General features: G+C 73.7%; 5 protein-coding genes. 4 read left to right on the forward strand and 1 reads right to left on the reverse strand.

The features are described 5' to 3' along the window. On the reverse strand, positions 1 to 367 hold a 367-nt coding region (locus tag K6U79_11115; protein MCL6522902.1), incomplete at its 3' end, for a thioredoxin family protein. 133 nt (positions 368 to 500) lie between these two features. Between K6U79_11115 and K6U79_11120 the strand changes: the two genes are divergently transcribed. The 4 genes from K6U79_11120 to K6U79_11135 form a co-directional block, all read left to right on the forward strand. Continuing rightward, a complete protein-coding gene (locus tag K6U79_11120) occupies positions 501 to 1,868 on the forward strand; it encodes an FAD-dependent oxidoreductase (GenBank protein ID MCL6522903.1) in 1,368 nt (455 codons plus the stop codon). A gap of 234 nt (positions 1,869 to 2,102) precedes the next feature. Beyond that, positions 2,103 to 3,821, forward strand: coding sequence for a long-chain fatty acid--CoA ligase (locus K6U79_11125; GenBank protein MCL6522904.1), 1,719 nt, complete (start codon positions 2,103 to 2,105; stop codon positions 3,819 to 3,821). Beyond that, on the forward strand, positions 3,818 to 4,408 hold the full coding sequence (locus K6U79_11130) for a TetR family transcriptional regulator (protein ID MCL6522905.1): 591 nt from the start codon (positions 3,818 to 3,820) through the stop codon (positions 4,406 to 4,408). Before K6U79_11125 ends, K6U79_11130 begins: the two co-directional genes overlap by 4 nt. Before the next feature lie 29 nt (positions 4,409 to 4,437). After that, positions 4,438 to 4,758, forward strand: a 321-nt coding sequence (locus K6U79_11135; GenBank protein MCL6522906.1) for a 3-hydroxyacyl-CoA dehydrogenase, incomplete at its 3' end; no start/stop codon positions are given.

Here is a 4,758-nt window from a genome sequence, read left to right on the forward strand (position 1 = left end):
CGCGGGGCGGCCGGGAAGCCGCGGGCGGAAGGTAGGCGCGGAGCATGTAGTAGAGGTCCTCCGGCCGGCGCGCGCCGAACCAGGTGTGGACCGGTTCGCCGCGGACGAAGAGCTTCAGCGTCGGCGCCGAGGTGACGTCGAAGCGGCGCACGAGCCCGGGCGCCTTCTCCACCCAGAGGCGGTAGACCGGCAGCGGCGGCAGGGCGGGCAGGACCTCTTCCAGGGCGCGCTCCAGCAGCCCGCACTGGCCGCAGGCCGGGGTGGCGAAGTAGAGCGCCATCGCCTCGGGCGGCCGCCGCAGGAGCGCCTCCACCGCCGCCTCGTCGGCCTCCAGGATGCCGGCCCTCGCCTGGCGCGAAGGCATCACGCGGGTCCCTCCCTTCCGGCAGGTACGGTTCTACCCCTTGGGGTATCTCTAGCATAACGCCCGTCGGAAACGGGCAGGAGGCGGACGTCACGGCGCCTCGTCGCCCCGTGCAGCGTTCAGGGAGGGAAGCCCGATGACCCGCTACGTCGTCGCAGGCGGTGTCGCCGCCGGCATGAGCGCGGCCTCGCGCATCCGGCGGCTCGATCCGGAGGCGGAGATCCTGGTCTTCGAACGAAGCGGCTACGTCTCCTACGGTGCCTGCGGTCTCCCCTACTTCGTGGGCGGTCTGATCGCCAGGCCCGAGCAGCTGGTCCACTATTCGGCCGACTTCTTCCGCAGCCAGCGGCGGATCGAGGTGGCCCTGCACAGCGAGGTGGAGGCGATCGACCGGCGGCGCCACGAGCTGGTGGTGCGCGACCTGGACGGCGGCGAGCGCCGCCGGCTGCGTTACGACCGGCTGATCCTGGCCACCGGGGCGCGCCCCTCGCTGCCCCCCGTGGAGGGCCTGGAGCTGGAGGGAGTGCACGTCCTCCGCCTGGTGGAGGACGGAATCCGGCTCCGGCAGGCCCTGGAGGCGGGGAAGGGGCGGGCCGTCGTCTTGGGCGGCGGCTACATCGGTCTGGAGGCGGCCGAGGCCATGCGCCAGCAGGGTTGGCAGGTGACGCTGATCGAGGCGCTTCCCCAGCCCATGGCCTCGCTCGATCCCGAGCCGGCGGCGGCCGTCGTCCGCGAGCTGGAGCGGAACGGCGTGGAGGTCCGCCTGGGCGAGCCCGTCCGCGGACTCGAGGGGGGCGCCGCCGGCGGCGGCGCGCGCCGCGTCCGCCGGGTCGTCACGGCCTCCGGCGCGGTGGAGGCCGACCTGGTGCTGGTGGCCACGGGCATTCGCCCCAACAGCGAGCTGGCGGCCGCCGCCGGGATCGAGACCGGCGTGCGGGGCGCCATCCGCGTCGACGCGGAGGTGCGCACCTCCGATCCGGACGTCTGGGCGGCCGGCGACTGCGCGGAGACCTACCACCTCGTCACGGGGCGACCCGACTGGATCCCCCTCGGCACCACCGCCAACAAGCAGGGCAGGATCGCCGGGGAGAACGCCTCGGGCGGCCACGCCCGCTTCCGCGGCGTGGCCGGCACCGCCATCGTCAAGATCTTCGACCTGGGGGTGGCGCGCACCGGCCTCTCCCTGGCCGAGGCCAAGGCGGCCGGCTTCGACGCGGAGGCGGTGGAGATCCAGCAGCGCTCCCGTGCCGGCTACTACCCGGGGGCGGGGCGGATGACGGTCCGCCTGGTGGTGGAGCGCGCCAGCCGCCGCCTCTTGGGCGGCCAGCTGACCGGGCCGCTGGACGCCGTCCAGCGGGTGAACACGCTGGTGGCGGCGCTCCAGGCAGGGTTCACCGCCGACGACCTCTACGCCCTCGACCTGGCCTACGCGCCGCCCTTCGCGCCGGTCTGGGACCCGCTCCTGATGGCGGCCCGCCAGGCACTGCGCGGCGGCGAGGAGTAGGGAGGGCCGAGCCGGGGAGCGGACGGCCCCGGCTCCCGCGCATGAGGTCGCGGCCGGGGTTCTCCCTCCCCGCCCCCGGGTGCCCACCCGAGGGCGGGCAGGGATCCGACCCGAGCCGGCGTATTTCTGCAGGTGAATGAGCATTCATTCACTATCGCAGATGCGGCCGCCCGCGGCGAAGCTGAGGGGGGTCCGGCTTTCCGGCGGCGGTCGCCCGCGGGAGGGAGAAGCGTCATGGACGAGCCGCTCCGCTCGCCGGAGGAGGCCCGGGCGGCCTACGATGCGGCCCCCTGGCTGGCCTCCTACCCGCCTGACGTCCCGCCCCACCTGGAGTACCCCGAGGCCGGCCTGCCCGAACTGCTGGAGCGCGCGGTCCGCGAGGCGCCCGAGCGGGAGGCGATCCGCTTCTTCGGACGGAGCATCCGCTACCGGCAGCTGGGCGAGCGCGTCCGGCGGCTGGCGGCCGCGCTGGCGGCGCGCGGGGTGACGCGCGGCGAGCGGGTGGCCGTGATGCTGCCCAACACGCCCCAGCTCGTCGTCGCCTACTTCGCCGCGCTTCGCCTGGGCGCCGTGGTGACGCTGGTCAACCCGCTCTACACCGCCCGCGAGGTCCGCCATCAGCTGGCCGACTCCGGGGCGCGCTGGCTGGTGGCCCTGGATCTCACCTGGCCGCGCCTGGAGACCGGCCTGGAGGGGACGGCCGTGGAGCGCGTGATCCTGGCGGCGGTGGAGGACGAGCTCCCCTTCCCGCTGGGCTTCCTCGCCCGCCTGAGGAAGCCGCGCCTCCCCCTGGCGCCGCGCGTGGCCGGCGTCCCCGTCGAGCGCTTCCCCCAGCTGGAGCGCGAGCGCCATCCGGAGCCGCCCGCGGTCCGGGTGGAGCCCGGCGACCTGGCGCTCCTTCAGTACACGGGGGGCACCACCGGCGAGCCCAAGGGGGCCATGCTCACCCATCGCAACCTGGTGGCCAACGCGCTCCAGTGCATCGCCTGGGTGGGCAGCCAGGGCCCGCAACGCATCCTGGGCGTGCTGCCCCTCTTCCACGTCTACGGCCTGACCACCGTCCTCGACTACGGCGTCGCCAGCGCCTCCACGCTGGTCCTGCTCCCCCGCTTCCAGGTCCGGGAGGTGCTGGCCGCGATCCAGAAGGAGCGTCCCACGCTCTTCCCCGGCGCCCCCACCATGTACGTGGCGATCAACACCTTCCCCGAGGTAGACCGCTACGATCTCTCCTCCATCCAGGCCTGCATCTCGGGGTCGGCGCCGCTGCCGGTGGAGGTGCAGAAGGAGTTCGAGCGCCGCACCGGGGCGACGGTGGTGGAGGGCTACGGGCTGACGGAGGCCTCGCCGGTGACGCACGCCAACCCCTTCCGCGGCGGGCCCGTCCGCATCGGCACCATCGGCCTCCCCTGGCCGGACACGGAGGCGCGGGTGGTGGACGACGCCCGCCGCCCCGTCCCGCCGGGCGAGGTGGGCGAGCTGGCCGTGCGGGGCCCGCAGGTGATGAGGGGCTACTGGAACCGCCCCGAGGCGACGGCGCAGGTGCTGGACGAAGAGGGCTGGCTCTACACGGGCGACTTGGCCGTGATGGAGCCGGACGGCTACTTCCGCATCGTCGACCGGAAGAAAGACGTGATCATCGCCTCGGGCTTCAACATCTACCCGCGCGAGGTGGAGGACGTGCTCCACGAGCATCCCGCCGTCCAGGAGGCGGTGGTGGTGGGAGTGCCCGACCCCTACCGGGGCGAGACGGTCAAGGCCTTCATCAAGCTGCGCCCGGGCGCCCGCGCCAGCGAGGCGGAGATCGTCGCCTTCTGCCGGGAGCGGCTGACGCCGTACAAGGTGCCGCGCCTGGTGGAGTTCCGCGAGGAGCTGCCCAAGAGTACCGTGGGCAAGCTGCTGCGGCGGGTGCTGGTGGAGGAGGAGGCCGGACGGGCCCGGGGGCAGGGCGGATGAGCCGGCCGCAGCAGGCCGAGCGCTACCGCGAGATCCTGCGGGCGGCGGTCCACGTCATCGCCGCGCGCGGCTACCACGGCGCGCGCATCAGCGACATCGCCCGCGAGGCGGGCGTGGCCGACGGGACCGTCTATCTCTACTTCCGCAACAAGCAGGAGGTGCTGATCGCCGTCTTCCGCGACGGTATCGGCCGCTACCTGCGCAATCTGGAGGAGCGGCTCGAGGGCGCGGCCGACGCGCGAGAGGAGCTCGGCATCCTGGTGGAGACCCATCTGGGCGACCTGGGCAGCCGCCGCGAGTTCGCCCAGGTCACCCAGATCGAGCTGCGCCAGTCCGACGGAGAGATCCGGCGCGCCATCGACGCCATCATGGACCCCTACTTCCGGCGCATCGACCGCATCATCGAACGCGGCCGGGAGGAGGGAGTCTTCCTGCCCGACGTGGACCGGCGCGTGGCGAGACGCATGATCTTCGGCACGCTCGACCAGTGCGTCACCTCCTGGGTGATGTCGCGCCACCCCTACGATCTCGCCTCCATCGCGCCCGAGGTGACGCGGCTCCTGCTGGGCGGGCTGGAACGGCGGTGAGCAAGCCGTTGAAAGGAGTGAGACAGCCGATGCGACCCTTGAAGAGGGCGGTGGTGCTGGGCGCCGGCGTGATGGGCGCCCAGATCGCCGCGCACCTGGCCAACGCCGGCGTCGAGGTAGACCTCCTGGACATCGTCCCGCCGGCGCCCACGCCGGAGGAGACGGCACGGGGGCTAACCCTGGACGACCGGGCGGTGCGCGACCGCTTCGCCCTGGTCGGGCTGGAGCGGCTGCGCACGCTCAAGCCCTCGCCCGTCTTCAGCGCGGCCGCGCTGGCGCGCATCCACCCGGGCAACGTGGAGGACGACCTGGAGCGGGTGGCCCGGGCGGACTGGGTGATCGAGGCCATC

It is taken from the genome of Bacillota bacterium, from assembly GCA_023511835.1.
Lineage (GTDB): Bacteria > Bacillota > Sulfobacillia > JAIMAT01 > JAIMAT01 > JAIMAT01.